We start from the raw sequence: 16,879 nt of genomic DNA, 5'->3' as shown, positions 1-16,879 counted from the left end.
TGTCGCAGACTTCAAGAGCTCGGCTCTCCACATTTGGCGGGCACAGTGAACTGGAAAACGGCGCCGCGGGGTGCATTGGCACTGGCCCACAATCGGCCGCCGTGCGCCTCGATGATCGAACGGCATATCGACAGGCCGACCCCTAAGCCGCATGGCTTGGTCGTATAAAAAGGTTCGAAGAGGCGCTCGAGATTTGTCGCCGGCAATCCCGGACCCGAATCCATGACTGCTACCAGAACGCCATCGCCATCGGCCTTTGCGGTGCGGATCAATAGCTCTCGCGTCCCTGGAGGCACGTCTCTCATTGCCTCGATCGCATTGAGGATCAGGTTCACGACAACCTGTTGCAGTTCGACCCGGTCACCCTCGATCATGGGCAAGCGCTCTGCAAATGCGGCTTGTACCGTGACGCTGTTCCTTTCTGCTTCGGTCTGGGTGAGCTCGATCACCTCGCGGACGACCGCATTGATCGCCAGGCAATCCTTTCTCGGCGGCGTCTTCTTGATGAGATCGCGGATCCGCCCGATGACCTCGCCGGCCCGATTGCCATTCTTGATGACGCGGGCCAGCGCATGACGCGCTCCCTGCAGATCAGGCGGTCGGCGATCCAGCCAGTGCAGCGCTGCTTGCGCGCTGGCAACGACCGCGGTGTTGGGCTGGTTGACCTCATGGGCGATCGATGCCGTAAGCTGCCCCATCACCGCAACACGGTTCGCGTGTGCCAGTTCCATCTGTGCCTCGCGGTATCGCCGTTCCCGTTCCTGAAGCTCGCGGTAGAGGCGAGCATTGTCGAGCGATGTCGCGGCCTCGGAAGCAAGAAACTTCAGAACGGCGATCCTCGCGGGGGTGAACACGCGGGGCGCAAGGTTGTTTTCGAGATACAGCAAGGCCACTGGCTTGCCTTGCTTCATGAGTGGCAGGGAGAGAACCGAGCGGGCTTGCCTGCGACGGATGTATTCGTCGCTCGTGAACGCGCCGCTCGCCGAGGCATCGTCGAGGATGACGCTTTCCTGCGTACGCGCGGTGTACAGAACGAGTGACGCCGGCAGTTCAGCGCCGGAGATTGGCCGATCGCGGAGATCGATCTTGACCGAGGCGCCGTCGGTAGTCGCTTCCGCCTCGATCCGCAGCTCGGAGCCTCGCGGCAGGATCAGCAATCCGCGTTCCGCGCCGGCGTGCTCGAGGGCCGTGCGCAACAGCGTATCGATGAGCTTCTCCAGCACGATCTCTCCCGACACCGCCTCCGACACTTTGAGGACCGTTACGAGGTCGAGATGTTCGACCGGGGCGCCGATCGTGCTCGTTGGAGTGGGTACCGGTTGTTTCTCCTCGAGGTCTGGATATCTCTCGTCGAGCTGCCGCACCTTGCCCGTGGCTCCCCAGCGGACATAGCCGTTGCGCGCATTCCGCAGATACGTTTTCGCAAACGCATCGAAGCCACGGGCCGCATAGAAGCGCGCGGCCAGTTCGTAACCGAGGGCCTCGTTGTGAACAAAGCCGTTTGCGCGGGCCGAGCGGATCGCCTCCTCGTAAAGGTGCATCGCATCGACATCGCGGCCTTCCAGCCGGGCGATTTCGGCGCCGACCAGCGCGGCACGGTTCTCGAAATTGTCAGGGCAATTCTGCGCCCAGGCCTGCAGTTGGCGGTGATGCGCTGCGAGAGCGGCTGGATGCTGACGCTCGGCGGCGACAGTTCCGGCGACGGCCGCGACGGACAATGCGCCGTAAAAGTGATAGGCCGCCGCTTCCATCGGGGTTAGCGGCGTCCATCGCCGCCGCTGCAACTTCGATAGGGCCTCAAGCGCCGACACGTAGTCGCCGGCAAAGAAGCGCGCCCGCAATTTGAGGATCCAATAGATGCACTCGGCTCGCCACAGATTCGGGTTGGCGGCGAAATGGCGCTCAGTCCGAAGCTCATCAAATTGCCCGTCGTCGAAGCAACCGAATTTGGCAGTCAACCCGCGCAGCGTCCGGAATAGCCCGAGCTGCGCGGCGATGATGTCCATGATGAACCCGAACCGCATCTTCTGTGCGAAAGCGAGGCCCTTCTCGGCCTCGCTTTGCACCTCGGCGAGCGGATTGCCCGTCTCGAGAAAATTGCCGTTCAGATTGCTGCGGCTGTATGCAGCAAAGGTGAGGTCGCCGCTCTTGTGGGCGGTCTCGAACGCGCGATGCAGCACATCACGCGCAGCCCGGAAGTGCCTGGTCCACGGCACGACGTGCGCGCCAAAGATCAGATAGGTTGCAGCCTGGAAGCGCTTCATGCCGCGTCGTTCGACCAGCTCGTAGCCGAGCTCGCCGAACCGGAAGCCTGCGTCATAGTCGCCGAACTGCAGGCCGGCGACCATGCCGAGCTGCACATAGGCGACGCACGAACCGTCGCTATTGCCCCGCTCGAGGCTGAGGTTGACGGCCCTGCAGATCACCAGGCAAAGCAGGTTCATATCCGTGAACAGGGCGGGCGGCAGGAGCTTCGTCAGAACATCCATTGTCGCGAGGGAGGCCGCATCGCTCATCAAGGGCAGCTCGACGAGCTCTTCGATCCCGCGCTCTCCCAGCTTGGACCAGATGCGGTCGTACTCATGTCGTGCCTCCTCATGCGGCGGGTTCGGCGACCAGTGGACACCGAGCTGCTGGAGGTAGCCGAGACCAATGGCAACGGCGCGTCCGGCCTGATCGAGCGTCGTACATACATCCATGCGCAAGCACGCGACCGCGGCCTGCTCCATGGAGTTGCCGGCGCGCCTCGACAGCGCCGTCAAGCGGTCCTCCGCGGCCGCGGGCTCGCCGGTCAGGAACTCGCATTCCGCCCGGTTCAGTTCCAGCGCAAAGGCGAGCTCACGCCGGCGCTCCCAGCAATCCTCAGCCAGCAGGTCCGTGCCGGCGGCGAGATAGGTGAGTGCCGAGGCATAGGCGGTGGACGCTTTAGCGCGCCGGCCGGCGATCAGGTTGAGTTCGGCGAGTTGTTCGCGCTCGTCCCGCGATCTGATGAGAGAGGCGCCGCGATTGAGCTGATTGACGATCTCGAAGATCGCGTTCTCCCGCCGGCCCGGTGGCGTGTGCGCTGCCAGCAGCCGCCCGATCCGCAGGTGCGCCTCGGCCCGCAGGTCCTCGGGAATGAGCGCGTAGGCAGCTTCCTGCACCCGGTCGTGCACGAACTTGTAGGAGCCATCCCGCCGCTCGATCAACTCGAGACGAACCGCCTCCCGAACATCGGCGTGGACTTGTTGCGTCGATGTGCCGTGCACGAGGGAGAGAGTTGTCAGCTCGGCGCTGTTGCCGAGGCAGGCCAGCCGTTGCAACGCTTTCTGCACCTCGGCGGGCAGTTGGCTTAGTTTGCGGACCATCAGATCCACGACGTTCTCGGTGTAGCCCTTGGCGTGGATGCGATCGAGATTCCAGCACCAGCGCGCCGTGTCATGATCGAATGTGAGCAAATCTTCTTCGGCGAGTGCTTGCAGGAACTGGATCAGGAAGAATGGATTGCCGCCGGTCTTCTCATGCATCAGCTCCGCCAGTGAGGCGGCGCGCGCTTGCTGGCAGTGAAGTGCATCCGTGATGAATTGATTCACGCTGCTGCGGTCGAGAGGCGCAAGGTTGATCTCCTGCACCCGCGCTCCTGCGTGGCTGACTGCCTCGAGCTTTCGCGTCAATGGATGCGTGGCGCCGACCTCGTTATCGCGATAGGCGCCGATCAGCAGCAGGTGTCGCAGATCCGACCGGGTCAGCAGGTCCTCGAGCAGATCGAACGTGGCCCCATCCAGCCACTGTAAGTCATCGAGGAAGAGCACCAGCGGATGGTCCTGCCGGGCGAAGACTCCGATGAAACGTCGGAAGACAAGCTGAAAGCGCCGCTGCGCGTCTTGCGGTGAAAGCTCCGGAACCGGCGGCTGGTTGCCGATGATCAACTTCAGTTCGGGGACGAGATCGATCATCAGTCGGCCGTTCGGCTCCAGCGCGTCGCGAATGCTGTCGCGCCACGGGGCCAGGTCAGCGTCGCTCTTTGCGAGAAGGCGCCGGATGAGAGTCTGAAAAGCCTGAGCAAGCGTCGCATAGGGGATGTCGCGCTTGTACTGGTCGAACTTGCCGGAGGCGAAGAGGCCGCCAAGCGGAACCAGCGTCTTGTGCAGCTCATGGACGATGGCGGACTTGCCGATGCCGGAATATCCCGAGACGAGCACCTGCTCCGGCACACCGCTCCTGGCGACGCGATCGAATGAGGCGAGCAAGGTCTCGATCTCGCGTTCTCTCCCGTACAACTTTTCCGGAAGAAGGAGCCGGTCCGGCTGGTCGTTCTCGCCGAGTGGAAAGCAGTCGATGCGGCGTTGTGTCTCCCACGTGGCAAGGCAGTGCTGCAGATCACTCTTCAGGCCAGCCGCGGTCTGGTAACGCTCCTCGGCCGTCTTGGCGAGCAGCTTCATGATGATCGCCGACATGGTATCAGGCACTTCCTTCACCCGTTCGCTGGGCGGCATCGCCCGCTTCGCGACGTGGCAGTGCACCCATTCCATGGCATCGGCGGCGGTGAACGGCAGGGCGCCCGTGAGCATCTGGTAAAGCGTGACGCCGAGCGCATACAGATCGCTGCGGGAATCAATCGAACGATTCATGCGTCCGGTTTGTTCGGGCGCCATATAGGCGAGGGTGCCGGCGATGGTCTCGGGCGGCTCGATCGCCTGGCGCTCGCGCGGAAGGCGCGATGCGACGCCAAATCCTGTAAACTTGACGTCTCCGCGGGCGCGGTTCACCAGGATATTTGCCGGTTTGAGGTCCTTATGGACGAGGCCGCGTCGATGGAGCTGCGTCAGCGCCGCAGCGATGGCGATGGCCAAGCGCAAGAAGCGGCCCAGCTCCATCGGCGCGCCGAGCAGCCGATCGAGCGGCTCGCTGGCGGGATCTTCGAGCATCAGCATGGTTCGGCCGCGCTCGTGGATCAACGCCAGCGGCCGCACGGCCCAGGCCGCATCCAACTCATCTTTCAACGCGTATTCGTGGGCGAGCCGGTCGAGGCAGCCGGGTGTCGGATGCTCCGCGGCAGGCATCATGATCAGAACGTCAGTGAGCTTGCCGTGAGCGTCCGGACGCCGCTCGCGGCAGAAGACGCGTTCGCCGTCCTCCCACACGACGTCGAGACCATCTCGCTTGGTACGGAGTTGTGGGGACGTACTCATCTGCCGGACTCCGGAGTCTGGCCGATGGCCGCTACTTGGTTAAGTGGCGGCACTAAATGTTCGTCCGCGTCGGTTGGCCAGTGTGCTCTCGAAGAATCTACCACAGCCATTGCAGCTGCGCGCGCGGCAAGGGGAGTTGGCGAGCATCAAATCTTCTGCGGCAAACCTATACGAAGGTATGGGTCTAGCCGTCACATTCAACGACTGTGCGGGCGCGCTTTACCGAGCCCGCTTCGACCTTGATCCCCACATGCAGAGGCTCGTCGGTTCGAACCCGAACTGGCGCGGCCGATGCGTTTCCTCGTTCTCGATTTCATCCACCCCGACCGAATATTCGAACACCATGCCGTCGGGGCCCTGGAAGTAAAGGAACCGCGCGCCGGACGTCGGGTGACGGCCAGGGCCGAAGACGATAGGCACCCGTTGCCCGGACAAGTGATAGAAGGATCGCAGCACGTCGTCGTTGCTCTGCACCTGATGGTTGATGTGCTGGATCCCGGGACCTCTGGCGGGCGCAAGCGCGATGGTGTGATGGATCGCGTTCACGCGCATCAGCGCAATGTCCCCGATGCGATCGCTGACGCGCGCGTTGCAGACCTCTGTCCAGAACTTCTCGTCGCGGACCGGATCGGTCGAATTCAAGCCGACATGGCTGAAGCCGGTGATTCCGGCGTCCCGCGAAGCAAAGTAGCGGCGGCCATGCTGTTCCGGACGGACAACCAGCTCGATCTGGTTGCCGCTGGGATCCTCAAATCCGATGAAGGCGCGAACCTTGCGTGCCGAGCATTCGGCGGCCGAGCCGACATGCACCGGATGACCAAGCGAGTCCAGGGTCGTGGCGGCCTCGTTCAACTCACTCTCGTTCTCTACTTCGAATCCGACCGTCTGATCGGCCGGGTCGCCTTCGAAGTAACAGAGCGTATGCGCACGCTCATCCGAACGCAGATAGAGTGCGTTCCGCGATCTCTCGCTCACCTGCAGACCCAGGCATCTGGTGGCAAATGATTCCGCTTCCTCGAGGCTCAAAGCCCCCAGCCGCGCATAGGTGACATCCTTGAGCTGGATCATGGTTGCGCTCCTTCTGCAGAGATCAGGTGATGGCTTGCCGCAGCTCTGGAATCTCGGAGCATTCGCTTCCCCACTCGCACAGCGAGGAAGCTGCCGGCGCAAATTGCCTCGGACGGTGCCGGGCGTCGATGTCGGCAAGCCCATGTCCGTACGAAAAGACGTGTCCTTCCGGTCCGGCAAATCGCAGGAAGATCTGGCCGGATGCTGCCTCACGGCCTGGACCGTGCAGGATCTTGATCTGTCGCTCCTGGGCGAAATAGTGATTCTGCATGATCGAATCGAGGCTCTCGACTCCGTAGCAGACGTAGAGCAGTCCCGCCCGATCGGAGGGGTAGAGCGCAATCCGGTGATGCTTCCGGTCGATGCCGAGATAGGCAATATCGCCCACCCAATCGCTGACCGCTGCTCCCAGGATCGTGGTCCACAGCTTCAGATCATCCTTGATCGCGCGGCTGCGAAGGCCCACGCATTGCAAGCCGTTGACACCCGCATCGCGGCTCGGAAAGTAGCGCCGACCGCTGACCGCCGGACGCGATACCAGATCGATCTCATTGCCGCTCGCGTCGCGCATGATCAGCGCGCGCCGGACAAAACGCCGGCTGCATTCCTCCGCCGACGCCTCGCGGACTTCAAATCCCCCTCGCTCCAGGGCGTCGGCCGCTCGATCAAGGTCGTAGGCGGATGCGAGTTCCACGCCGATGCTCGACCTGTCGGCGCCTTCCGCCAGGCAGAGCGTGTGGAAGCGCTCGTCGGACCGGAACAGGAATTGCTCCTTGTCATCAGTGACACGCTGAAGTCCCAGAACGTCAGTCACGAAGCCGGCCGCGGCCGCGCCGTGCTGTACCGCAAGCCTCACATAGCAGAGCTGGATCAACGGAATCGGGGTGAACTGCTTGGCGTCCATTTTCAACCACGGCTCTTGTCGTTCGCCATCGCCGTCTGCAGGTGTTGGCGAACGATGTCGCGCCACACTTTCAGAAGGCGACTGAACTGCTCGGGATCTTTCTCGATCAGGGTTCGAACGGAATAGCCGCGGACCACGCTCAGCGTGAGCGACAGGATATCGCTTGCGAGCTGCTTGGGGACGCCCGACGACACCAGCGCTTCCAGCCAGGCGGCTTCGACCGAAAACCGGCTGGTGCGGGAGTTCCTGTATGTCTCGCGCTTGAGAATGCGCGAGTCGCTGTCCGCGCTCATTGCGATCGCGAGCTCGATGAAGAAGTAGTCGCCGAAATAGAAATCCTGCGCGTCCTTGATGATCCCTTCGATCGGATCGTTTCCGCTGTTCTGGGCGAGGTGGGCCCGGCGGGCGCTCTCCACCAGCGAGACCTCGTTGACGTGTCTGATGACAGCGACCAGCAGGTCGTGCTTGCTCTTGAAATGGTGCAGCAGGGCGCCGCGCGAGACGCCCGCGAGCTCGGCCACCTCGACCGTGCGCAGGCCGCGCAGCCCGTTGGCGCGGACCAGTTTCACCGCAGCCTCGATCAATTGGGTCTGCGTGGTTTCGCTACGCTCCGCCTGGGTTCGTCTGGCGGCGTATTTCGGCTCGCTCGAGCTGTTGCGGCGCGATTGCAGCCGTTGCCGCGTCGCCGCGCGGGGCAGGGACGCCTGACCTCCGCGCGCCTCTGGTTTCGTCTTGTCAGCATTCGACATAAACGTCCTCTTCGCTCAGTTTGACCCGGAAGGTCTTCAGCGCGACCGTGCAGGGCATGCCGGTCGGCTGCCCATTTGTGACGTCGAACGTGCCGAAGTGCCACGGGCACTCGACGATTTTCCCCGTCAGAATCCCTTCTTCCGACAGCGAAGCCTCGCCATGGGTACACAGATCAGCCGTGGCATAGATCGCTCCATCCACATTGTACACGGCGATATTGGTGCCATCCGGCAGCGTCGCCTGACGAACCTCTCCCGGCGGAAACTCGTCCAGACTCCCGATCAACACGTCCTTGGTCATCGTCGTACTCATAGCATCGTGCTTCCGCCGTTCACGCTGATGACCTGGCCTGTGACAAACGAGGCTTCCTTGGAAGCGAGATAGCAGACCATGGACGCCACTTCGTCCATCTCCCCGGGACGTCCCATCGGCACGACGTCGATAAATTTTTGGATCGACTGCGGCGCCTTGGCGGCCGCGCGTTGCACCTGGGGCGTATTAATGATGCATGGCGCGACGACATTGACGGTGATTCCGTCGGTCGCGAATTCGCGCGCCAGTCCGGTCGCGATGGCGTGAACGCCGCCCTTTGCCGCGTTGTAGGCTGCATGATCATAAAGCCCGTTGCGCACGGAGTCGGCGCCAATATTGACGATCCGGCCGTAGCGCTTCGCCTTCATCACCCGCACGGCGTGCCACGTGCACCACAGCATCGTCCAGAGATTGCGGTCGATGGTCGTCCGCAGCGTCTCCGGAGTGTGCTCCAGGAACGGCTTGATGATGCCGCCGCCGGCATTGTTTATGAGGACGTCGATGGTGCCGAACGTCTTGACGGCATCCGCGATCAATCGGCCGGCGACATCCTCCTGCGCGAGATCGCCGCTTCGGATCAGCGGCTTCTCGTGGCACAGCGGGGAGAGACCGTCGGCGGTGGCAGCGAGCCCGCTCTCGTCCAGGTCCGAAAGCACCAGTCTGGCACCCTCTCGGGCAAAATGCTGTGCGATCACAGCGCCGATGCCGTTGGCGGCGCCGGTGATCACGACAACCTGTTCGGCAAATGGTTTTTCCATCGGAGCTGTCTCTCAGAGCACAATGGAAATCCGGCCATGGGGACGCAGGCCGTCGCCGCCAAGCAGGCAGCGTTTCTCGCTGATCCTTATCCTGCTGTCGTCGACCTTGAGGCGGTAGTTGCTGGTGCCGAAATAGAGATCGGTTGTACCGTCCTTGGTGCGGAAGGTCTGGAACACCGCGCTGACGTCGACACTGTCTTCACTGCGCCCGCGGATACGCACGTTGCCGACGATGCGGCTGGTCTTGGAGTGCGGAAATTCGGCGTGCGCGGTCCGTTTCATCAGGCGCTTGACCCTCTCACCTAGCCGGAACCGGTCGTCGGCAATATAGAAGAGGTTGTTGTCCGCCGAGGCGTCGGGCGGCAGATCGGTGCAGGGGACCTCGTAGGTCGCATCGTCGGTGAACAACTCCAGCCATTCGGGCAGTCGCCATTGGTCGAGCAGGTCTGCCTCGTGAAACAGGAAGTCTTCCACGTCTGATCGTTCGATTGCGCGCATGACGATCTCCTTTTAGGCGACGTTCTTGAGGCTGGAGATCGGAGCCGGGAACATCATGGCATTCCATTGGGTCCAGAACGCACGCATCTGGAGCTCATCATTGTAGGCAGGACGCTCCTTGCCCATTCCCTTGGAGATATCGTTCCACTGCGCTTCCTTGGCGTTGTTGAAGCCGCGCTGGCAATGTTCGAGCGCCTCGGCGTCGTCAGGCGTCGCGAAGCCGCCGGGCCCGAGAAATTCGAGAAAGTTGTTCAGGCGATATTTGCGAGCCCATGAGGTCTCGTCGTTCGGGCCCAAAGCCCAGGCGCTGATGACCATGTAGTCGGCGGCCATCGGAAAGTAGGTGCGGACGGTCAGCGCCATGATGTCGTTGACGACGAGATTGGGGAAGATGAAGAGATTCCGGTTCTTGCAGGCGATGCGGTCAGCGCGTTCCTTGCCGAAGCGCTGGACCAGATTGCCGTAAAGGCGGCTGATTTCCCGCTTTCCATCATCGCCCCAGGCGGGAATCCACTGCGCGACCGGCCGGCCCCACGGCGCGCCATACTCCAGAACCGCGTGGCCGTTGCCGAGATCGTAGCCATATCCGCCGCCGCCCATGCCGGTGGCGAGCCCATCCGTCGTGTTCATCAGATAGTCGAAGTAGCTCGCATGCGTGGTGGTCGCATGATAGCCATCGATGCTGTTTTCGGTGAGAAGCTTCCAGTTGGCCCGGATCGAGTATTCCTGGGTCCCGGCGATGATCGAGAGCCCTGCATCGGTCTGATCGCAGATGAGATCGAGATAGTCCTTCGCGCCGGCGAGATAATCGACGAGAGGGACGATGGTCCTGTCGAAGGAGATGAAGCAAAAGTCACGGTAGGTCTCGAAACGCGGAACCGCCTGCATGTTGGAGGATTCGCGAGTCTTGAATCCTTCCGCATAGGCTTCCTCGCCGGGTTGGCTGCGCAGCTTGCCGTCGGCGCCGAACACCCACCCGTGGTAGAAGCACTGAAACGATTTCGCGTTGCCTTTCCGCTCGCGGCAAACCTGCGCGCCGCGGTGAGGGCAGGTGTTGAGGAGCGCGCGAAGCGTTCCCTTGCTGTCGCGGGTGAACAGGATGCTGCGACCGGCCACAGTCCGGCTTACAAAGTCTCCGGGCTTGGGAAGCTCGGATGCATGGCCGAGATAGAGCCACGAACGCTCGAACACGAGTTCCTTCTCCGCCTTGAAGATCTCGGGATCGGTGAAGTTGCGGCGCGCGACCTTGAAGATCTGTTGCGCCGGATCAACCAGGATCGCCGGCTGACGGTTGTCGGTCTGCATGTCGTTTCCTCCGTCTGCGCTCTTCATGAAGCGAGAGCTTGTTTCAAGTCGAAAGCGGGATTGGCGATATCGGACGGATTGACCCGCTTCCGGGAAGCGGCAAGCCTTCGCAACAGCGCCATGTCCTTTGGCAAGCTCACCGTGACGGCGCCGACGACTTCGCCGTCGCGCAGGCTGATGGTGGTGAAGCGTCCGCGCTCGACATCCCCGCGCACGATCTCGTCGGCGCCGCCGGGATGGCCGATCACCTGGATGTTCGCCTCGAATTGGTCCGACCAGAACCAGGGCGGCGCCTCGTAGCTGACGTCCTGGCCGATCATGTTTCTGGCTGTCGCGATCGCCTGGTTTTGCGCATTGGCCCAGTTCTCGACGCGCATCCAGCGCCCGTGCCAGTCGCTCCATTGCTCGGCGACGTCGCCGGCCGCGTAGACGCCGTCGATCTCGGTCATGCCGGTGGAGACGACACGGATGCCCTGGTCAATCGCGAGCCCCGCCTGGCGGGCAAGGTCTGCCGCTGGCTCAACGCCGACACCGACGACGACAAGATCGGCCGGAACGATCTTTCCGTCGGACAGCTCGATTCCTTTGGCCGTAGCCCGCACGATGACCGCGTTGCAGCAGATTGTAACGCCGCGATCGCTGTGCAGCCGCGTCAGATATCCGCTCAGGACCGGCGAGCCGACCTGTGGCAGCAGCCGATCGGCCTTCTCCAGCACGGTGACCTCGCAGCCGCGGGCGATGGCGGCAGAGGCGACCTCAAGGCCGATCACACCACCGCCGACAAGCACCACTTTGGTGCCTGACTTAAGATTGCGCCGGAGTTCGAGCGCATCGTCGATGCAGCGCAGATAGCAGACGCGCAGGCCGGAATTCTCGAGATCGTGCAAGCGACGCGGTCGCGTGCCGGTCGCAAGCAGAAGGCGATCGAATGAAATCTCGCGGCCGTCCCATAGTCCGATTGCACGACGGTTCACGTCAATCGCAACAGTCGGCGTGGAGGTACTCAGCTCGATGTCGATCTTTGCCCAATCCTGCGCATTCTTGATGAAGCGTGGTTCTTCGTCCGCATTGATCAGCATGGCCTTCGAAAGCTGCGGGCGCTCGTAGGGCGGATGTTGTTCTGCGCCCAGCAAGGTGATCGGCCCGCGATGCCCGGCGGCTCGCAACGCCTCGGCGGCGCGCGCGCCGGCCTGGCCTGCGCCCACGATGACGATGCGTGTCCGGGATAGATCCAATGCGTTCGCTCCCCTTAAGCGGTTCTTTGCCGCTTGCGGCGCTCCTTTCGCGGCCGCTTGACAAGCAGAATAAAAACAATCATTCCTGTTTGTAAAGTAAATTATCCTGCGCAGTCGAAATGCGGTGCGAACCGGCATTCGGCAGCGCAGGGATCAGGGAAGGAAAGGAGGGCGCCATTGCCAGTGGTGGATGCCCATACGCATGTCGTGCCGGCACGACTCCCGGCTGACGCGACGCGCGATCGGCGATGGCCGAGCGTGGAGCTGTCCGGCGACAAGGCCGCGGTGATGATCGGCGGAAGGGTGTTCCGCAAGATCGACCAGCGCTCGTGGGACGTCAGGCGCAGGCTGGCGGACATGGAGGAGGATGGCACCGCAATGCAGGTGCTGTCCCCGATGCCGGAGCTGCTGTCGCATTGGTTGCCGGCTGACGACGCCGAGTACCTCGCCGAGATCATCAACGAGCACATTGCTCTAATGATTGGCGAGGCGCCGCGCCGCTTTGCTGGCATAGGCATGGCCTGCGTTCAGGATGTGCCGCGCGCGCTGGCGCAATTGCAGCGGATCAAGGCGCTTGGTCTATGCGGCATCGAAATCGGAAGCCATGTCGATGGCATCGCCCTCGGCAGCGAAATGCTCCATCCGCTCTATGAGGCCGCAGAGGCGCTCGACCTCTGCATCTTCGTTCATCCGCTGCATCCGGCCGGGCTTGAGCGGATCGGGGCGGGTCCTGAATTTGCAGCGACTGCGGCATTTCCGCTGGAGACTGCGCTCGCCGTAGTGTCGCTGCTCGCGGGCGGCGTGCTCGAGAAGTTTCCGAAGCTGCGCATCCTGCTCAGCCATGGCGGCGGGGCGCTGCCCTGGATCCTGCCGCGGCTCGATTACGGCTGGTCGCTCGGCGGCGAGATGCAGAAACGGATGACGCAGCCGCCGAGGGAAATCGCGCGCAGCTTCTTCTACGACACGATTCTCTACGATGCCGCCGCGCTTCAATTCATGTCCTCGGCCGTGGGGTCTGGCCGCATCGTGGTCGGCTCCGACTATCCCTTCACCATTCGCCAGAAGGATCCCGGCGCATTTGTCCGCGCCGCGCTCCCGGATTGCCCGGACGTTCTCGCCGACAACGCCTTCGCCCTCCTTGGCCGTGCCTTCGATCTGGAAACGCAGCATGCAGCAACTAGCGATTGCCACTCCGTCGCGTCACAGCAGGCCTAACGTCATGATTGCCTGCAGGTCGCTGCCACAGATGTGCCTGCTCGGTCCCGTTCCGCCGCGGACGCCGGGCCGCAGCGATGCGCAGGTCCCGTCCGACGCTGCGCTTGGCGCCAGCCGCTATGCGCGCATCTCCTATGTATATTTCTACAATGAAGATGACGCCGGTGACGTGGCCTTCGGCTTGCTCGATGTGGAGATCGCCGTTCAGCGTCGGGCGAGGGGCGAATTCACCCTGGAGATCTACTGTATCGGCGACGGCTATCAGAGCGGCCACGGCTCGAGTGCGGCGGCACCGCTCACCGTGGAGCTCAAGGCCGGCAGCCGTACATTAGCGACTGCGCATTGGCGCTACCCCGATGTGCTCAACGGCCACATGGACCCGCTGACGTTCACGACTCCGGCCGCTTTGTCGGAAGCGGACTTCGAAGCGCTCGACCACGTCTATCTGCCGTCCGTGCGCGCCGAGGCGGTGATATGCTTGGAGTGAACAAACTGGACAGGTCGATCGTTATCGGAGCGCACAGCGTTTCGTGCGACATGCTGCTCGCGCAGGGCAGGCGCGCGGCATCGGCGCTTGCGGCTGCGGGCGTCAGCGAAGGCGATGCGATCGCTCTCCTGATCCGGAATGACCCGGTCTATTTCGAAGTGATGCACGCCGCGTCCCTGCTCGGGGCGTATGTCGTGCCGCTCAACTGGCACAGCAGCGCTGACGAAATCCGCTACATCCTCGCTGATTGTACGCCGCACGCGCTGATCGGCCATACCGGCCTGCTACAGGGTATTGCCGCCGCAATTCCCGCGGACCTTCCAACGTTTTCTGCGACGTCCGACGTCGCGGCCTCCTCGGACGCTCTTTCGCTCGCGCGTGCCTGGGCTCCCTATCGGGACGGCTTTGCCGAATGGTCGGAGCCGGCACGGGCTCCGCGCGGCACCATGATCTACACCTCCGGCACCACGGGCCGGCCAAAGGGCGTGCGGCGCGCGCCGATGAACGCGGAGCAAGTCAGCAAGAACGCGATCTTGCTTCGGCGGATCTACGGGATCGAGGAGGGCATGCGCGCGTTTGTGTGCGGCCCGCTCTATCACGCCTCTCCCGGGGCATTTGCCAGGCAGGCCTTTCAGCATGCCGACCTCGTGATCCTCCAGCACAATTTCGATCCCGAAGAATTGCTGAAGACGATCGAGCAGCATCGCATCACCCATCTCACGATGGTGCCGACCATGTTCGTGCGCCTGCTTCGGCTCAGCGACGAGGTCCGGTCGCGATACGACGTCTCTTCCATTCGCTGGGCGACCCACACCGGCGCCGCGTGCCCGCCTGACGTCAAGCGGCGCATGATCGACTGGTGGGGGCCGGTGATCCACGAAACCTACGGCGCGACCGAAACTGGGCCAGCCGTCGGCTGCAACTCGCTGGAATGGCTTTCGCATCCCGGCACCGTCGGCAGGGCGATGCCTGGCACGACTTTGCGCATCTACGACGACGAGGGCCATGAGCTCGGCACCGGACAGACCGGCGATATCTACCTGCGCACGGAAGCCTATGCCGATTTCACCTATCACGGCCGGCCGCAGCAGCGGGAGGAGATCGATCGGGGCGGCCTCGTGACCTGCGGCGATGTCGGCTACGTCGATGCCGACGGCTATCTGTTCATCTGCGACCGCAAGCGCGACATGGTGATCTCCGGCGGCGTCAACATCTATCCCGCAGAGATCGAAAATGTCCTGGTGAACTGTCCGGGCGTACGGGACTGCGCGGTGTTCGGTGCACCCGACGAGGAGTTCGGAGAAAGCCTGGTCGCCGCCATCGAAGCGGAGGGCGCAATTCAGCTTCGGCCCGAAGCCATCACGACATTCCTGGAGCGCCACATCGCCCGGTTTAAGATCCCGAAGCGGTTCGTGTTTCATGACGCGCTGCCACGCGAGGCGAGCGGAAAAATCTTCAAGCGGAAACTGCGCGACGCCTATCTGCAGGCGACCGCGCGAGGCTGACAGAATTCATCATCGAAGTCGGAGATTAGCAGTGGAACTGAAAGGCAAGCATGTCGATGTCGCGGGGACGCGCACGCATTACTACGACGTCGGGCAGGGGGAGCCCACGCTCCTCATCCATGGCGGCGGTCCGGGCGCGTCCGGCCTGAGCAATTATCGCAAGAATGTCGAGGCGCTCGCCGCGCGTCGCCGCGTGATCGTGTTCGACCTTCCCGGATTTGGCGAGACCGAAGGGAAGCTGAAGGACGGTCCGATCTTCGAAGCGATGGGAGATTTCACCCGCGCGTTCATGGACGCGATCGACGTCAAGAAGGCGAGCTTCGTCGGCAACTCCCTCGGAGGCGCGACATCGTTGATGGTGGCCTTGCGCGCGCCTGAACGGGTCAACCGGCTGGTGCTGATGGGGACCGGCGGCAGCCAGGCGATCTTCTCGCCGATGCCGACCGAAGGCCTGCGGCGGATGGCGATGTTCCATGCCGGCGAGGGGCCGACCTTGCAGAAGCTGAAGGGCGTGATCGATCTGTTGGTGTTCGACCAGTCCTCGATCACCGAAGAGCTGATGGCCGAGCGGCTCAAGGCCGCCACGCGTTCCGATGTCATCGACATCTTCAAGCGGCCGCCGCTCGATATCTGGCGTGAAAACCTGGGCGGCTTGAAGCATCGCACGCTTCTGGTCTGGGGGCGCGAGGATCGGGTGGTGCCGCTCGATTCCAGCTTCATCCTGCTGAAGACCATGCCGAATGCGCAGCTTCACGTCTTCCCCAAATGCGGGCACTGGGCACAGTGGGAGAAGGCCGACGAATTCAACGCCCTCGTTTCTGATTTCCTGGATCGGCCATGAGTAATATCGTCGACAACATCGCGACACGCCTGCAGGAAGCGGAGGTGGCATGCCGCCCGATTGCGCCGATCGCAAGCGAGATCGGCGAGGGACGGGTGGAGGTGGCTTATGCCATTCAGGCCGAAGTTGTCAGGCGCGGGATTGCCGGCGGCCGCCGGCTCGTGGGCCGAAAGATCGGCCTGACGTCGAAAGCAGTCCAGCAGCAGCTTGGCGTCGATCAGCCCGACTATGGCGCGCTGTTTGCCGACATGGAGGTCCCGACCGGCGAACGGATCGAGGTCGCGCGACTGATCCAGCCGCGTGTCGAGGCGGAGGTGGCGCTCGTGCTCGAGCGGGATCTGGCGGACGATGACATCACGCTCGGCGAATTGATGCGATCGACGGCGTATGTCGTCCCCGCGCTCGAAGTGGTCGACAGCCGTATCCGCGATTGGAAGATCACGATCCTCGATACGGTGGCGGATAACGGTTCGAGCGCCCGCTATGTGCTCGGCGCCTCTCCGCGCCGCCTGACCGATGTCGATCTGGAAGCCTGCGGCATGACGATGACGCGCAACGGCGCCATCGTCTCCGTTGGCTGCGGCGCGGCCTGTCTCGGCCATCCCCTGCGCGCCGCGCTCTGGCTTGCGCGCACCATGGCAAAAGCCGGCCAGCCGCTGCGGTGTGGCGATGTCGTGCTGACCGGCGCGCTGGGACCGGTGTCGTCGGTCTCCGCAGGCGAATTCTACGAGGCCAGGATTTCAGGGTTCGCTCCGGTGAGCGTTTCGTTCGTCTAGCTCACCGGGCCTCACGCTGCCGGAAGAGCAGCAGGCCCGTTGCAGCATTCAATT

At 63.0% G+C, this 16,879-nt stretch carries 14 protein-coding genes; 5 read left to right on the top strand and 9 right to left on the bottom strand.

Going from position 1 to position 16,879, the window contains the following annotated elements; genetic code table 11:
- Positions 1-11: 11 nt before the first annotated feature.
- The 9 genes from ACVJGD_RS19540 to ACVJGD_RS19500 all read right to left on the bottom strand — a co-directional run bounded on the left by ACVJGD_RS19540 (position 12) and on the right by ACVJGD_RS19500 (position 12,001).
- Positions 12-5,171: a trifunctional serine/threonine-protein kinase/ATP-binding protein/sensor histidine kinase gene (locus tag ACVJGD_RS19540; RefSeq protein ID WP_456635875.1), complete on the bottom strand. Its 5,160-nt coding sequence runs from the start codon at positions 5,169-5,171 to the stop codon at positions 12-14.
- Between the two features lie 219 nt (positions 5,172-5,390).
- Positions 5,391-6,239 (bottom strand): VOC family protein, encoded by an 849-nt coding sequence (locus ACVJGD_RS19535; protein ID WP_456635874.1) that lies wholly within the window; start codon positions 6,237-6,239, stop codon positions 5,391-5,393.
- A gap of 22 nt (positions 6,240-6,261) precedes the next feature.
- Positions 6,262-7,143 carry a VOC family protein gene (locus ACVJGD_RS19530; RefSeq protein ID WP_456635873.1) on the bottom strand — a complete coding sequence of 294 codons (882 nt, stop codon included), beginning with the start codon at positions 7,141-7,143 and terminating at the stop codon, positions 6,262-6,264.
- 2 nt (positions 7,144-7,145) lie between these two features.
- Complete coding sequence (locus tag ACVJGD_RS19525; RefSeq protein WP_456635872.1) at positions 7,146-7,892, bottom strand: TetR/AcrR family transcriptional regulator; 747 nt, start codon at positions 7,890-7,892, stop codon at positions 7,146-7,148.
- Complete coding sequence (locus tag ACVJGD_RS19520) at positions 7,879-8,193, bottom strand: non-heme iron oxygenase ferredoxin subunit (RefSeq protein ID WP_456635871.1); 315 nt, start codon at positions 8,191-8,193, stop codon at positions 7,879-7,881. Before ACVJGD_RS19520 ends, ACVJGD_RS19525 begins: the two co-directional genes overlap by 14 nt.
- An 8-nt stretch (positions 8,194-8,201) precedes the next feature.
- Complete coding sequence (locus tag ACVJGD_RS19515) at positions 8,202-8,963, bottom strand: SDR family NAD(P)-dependent oxidoreductase (protein WP_456635870.1); 762 nt, start codon at positions 8,961-8,963, stop codon at positions 8,202-8,204.
- 12 nt (positions 8,964-8,975) lie between these two features.
- A complete protein-coding gene (locus ACVJGD_RS19510; RefSeq protein WP_456635869.1) occupies positions 8,976-9,461 on the bottom strand; it encodes an aromatic-ring-hydroxylating dioxygenase subunit beta in 486 nt (161 codons plus the stop codon).
- Positions 9,462-9,473: 12 nt separating this feature from the next.
- A complete protein-coding gene (locus ACVJGD_RS19505; protein ID WP_456635868.1) occupies positions 9,474-10,766 on the bottom strand; it encodes an aromatic ring-hydroxylating oxygenase subunit alpha in 1,293 nt (430 codons plus the stop codon).
- Positions 10,767-10,789: 23 nt separating this feature from the next.
- Positions 10,790-12,001 (bottom strand): NAD(P)/FAD-dependent oxidoreductase, encoded by a 1,212-nt coding sequence (locus ACVJGD_RS19500; protein ID WP_456635867.1) that lies wholly within the window; start codon positions 11,999-12,001, stop codon positions 10,790-10,792.
- 183 nt (positions 12,002-12,184) lie between these two features.
- On the opposite strand from ACVJGD_RS19500, the gene ACVJGD_RS19495 reads away from it, so the two are divergent.
- Genes ACVJGD_RS19495 through ACVJGD_RS19475 form a run of 5 tightly spaced genes read left to right on the top strand, consistent with a single transcriptional unit; the run spans position 12,185 to position 16,825 of the window.
- A complete protein-coding gene (locus ACVJGD_RS19495; RefSeq protein WP_456640299.1) occupies positions 12,185-13,216 on the top strand; it encodes an amidohydrolase family protein in 1,032 nt (343 codons plus the stop codon).
- 4 nt (positions 13,217-13,220) lie between these two features.
- On the top strand, positions 13,221-13,703 hold the full coding sequence (locus tag ACVJGD_RS19490; RefSeq protein ID WP_456635866.1) for a hypothetical protein: 483 nt from the start codon (positions 13,221-13,223) through the stop codon (positions 13,701-13,703).
- Positions 13,700-15,208, top strand: coding sequence for an AMP-binding protein (locus ACVJGD_RS19485; protein WP_456635865.1), 1,509 nt, complete (start codon positions 13,700-13,702; stop codon positions 15,206-15,208). Before ACVJGD_RS19490 ends, ACVJGD_RS19485 begins: the two co-directional genes overlap by 4 nt.
- A gap of 31 nt (positions 15,209-15,239) precedes the next feature.
- Positions 15,240-16,049 carry an alpha/beta fold hydrolase gene (locus tag ACVJGD_RS19480; protein WP_456635864.1) on the top strand — a complete coding sequence of 270 codons (810 nt, stop codon included), beginning with the start codon at positions 15,240-15,242 and terminating at the stop codon, positions 16,047-16,049.
- Complete coding sequence (locus ACVJGD_RS19475; protein WP_456635863.1) at positions 16,046-16,825, top strand: 2-keto-4-pentenoate hydratase; 780 nt, start codon at positions 16,046-16,048, stop codon at positions 16,823-16,825. The genes ACVJGD_RS19480 and ACVJGD_RS19475 overlap by 4 nt, the downstream gene beginning before the upstream one ends.
- The last annotated feature ends 54 nt before the right edge of the window (positions 16,826-16,879 follow it).

The organism is Bradyrhizobium sp. USDA 10063, from assembly GCF_054063735.1.
The sequence above is the reverse complement of the archived record's forward strand: the minus strand, read 5'-3'. Positions and strand labels throughout refer to the sequence as shown.

Excerpts from the sequence above, each read along its gene's own strand:
- ACVJGD_RS19540 (WP_456635875.1), bottom strand. The coding sequence starts at position 5,171 with ATGAGTACGTCCCCACAACTCCGTACCAAGCGAGATGGTCTCGACGTC.
- ACVJGD_RS19535 (WP_456635874.1), bottom strand. The coding sequence starts at position 6,239 with ATGATCCAGCTCAAGGATGTCACCTATGCGCGGCTGGGGGCTTTGAGC.
- ACVJGD_RS19530 (WP_456635873.1), bottom strand. The coding sequence starts at position 7,143 with ATGGACGCCAAGCAGTTCACCCCGATTCCGTTGATCCAGCTCTGCTAT.
- ACVJGD_RS19525 (WP_456635872.1), bottom strand. The coding sequence starts at position 7,892 with ATGTCGAATGCTGACAAGACGAAACCAGAGGCGCGCGGAGGTCAGGCG.
- ACVJGD_RS19520 (WP_456635871.1), bottom strand. The coding sequence starts at position 8,193 with ATGACCAAGGACGTGTTGATCGGGAGTCTGGACGAGTTTCCGCCGGGA.
- ACVJGD_RS19515 (WP_456635870.1), bottom strand. The coding sequence starts at position 8,963 with ATGGAAAAACCATTTGCCGAACAGGTTGTCGTGATCACCGGCGCCGCC.
- ACVJGD_RS19510 (WP_456635869.1), bottom strand. The coding sequence starts at position 9,461 with ATGCGCGCAATCGAACGATCAGACGTGGAAGACTTCCTGTTTCACGAG.
- ACVJGD_RS19505 (WP_456635868.1), bottom strand. The coding sequence starts at position 10,766 with ATGCAGACCGACAACCGTCAGCCGGCGATCCTGGTTGATCCGGCGCAA.
- ACVJGD_RS19490 (WP_456635866.1), top strand. The coding sequence starts at position 13,221 with ATGATTGCCTGCAGGTCGCTGCCACAGATGTGCCTGCTCGGTCCCGTT.
- ACVJGD_RS19475 (WP_456635863.1), top strand. The coding sequence starts at position 16,046 with ATGAGTAATATCGTCGACAACATCGCGACACGCCTGCAGGAAGCGGAG.